The following is a 421-nucleotide window of genomic DNA, read 5'->3' as shown; positions in this document are numbered from 1 at the left end:
CCGAGTGCTGGAGGCCCTCGGCGCTCCCCGTGAGCACCTCCCGCAGGTCGGCGAAGTTCTGCTGCTCCGCCTCGGCGTGCTCCTGGTACGCCTCGAAGAGGTTCTGCGCGTCCGGCAGCTTGCCGAAGTCGTTCGAGTTCAGCGGCACCGAGGCCAGCCGGGACTGGATCTCGGCGATCCGCTCCGCCTGTGCGTCGATCAGTGCCGCGTACGCCCTGAGTGCGCCCGGTTCTACCCGGAAGCCTTGCTCCCCCATGAAACTGCCCCTTGCTGCTGTGCTGGCTGATCATCGTACTGTTAGCTCCCCGATGATCAGCGGGCAAGGGGCTTCACACCACCTGCCTCAGAAGCCCCCGAAGTCCCCTCCGCCTCCGAAGTCACCCCCGCCACCGCCGTCGAAGCCACCGAAGTCCGACGGGTT

The 421-nt window shown here is 67.2% G+C and carries 1 protein-coding gene; it reads right to left on the bottom strand.

From position 1 onward, the window contains the following. On the bottom strand, positions 1 to 256 hold a 256-nt coding region (locus ABD323_RS42590), incomplete at its 3' end, for a hypothetical protein (RefSeq protein WP_344447416.1). Between the last annotated feature and the right edge of the window lie 165 nt (positions 257 to 421).

The sequence above is a fragment of the Kitasatospora nipponensis genome, assembly GCF_039528135.1.
GTDB classification, from domain to species: Bacteria; Actinomycetota; Actinomycetes; order Streptomycetales; family Streptomycetaceae; genus Kitasatospora; species Kitasatospora nipponensis.
The sequence above is the reverse complement of the archived record's forward strand: the minus strand, read 5'-3'. Positions and strand labels throughout refer to the sequence as shown.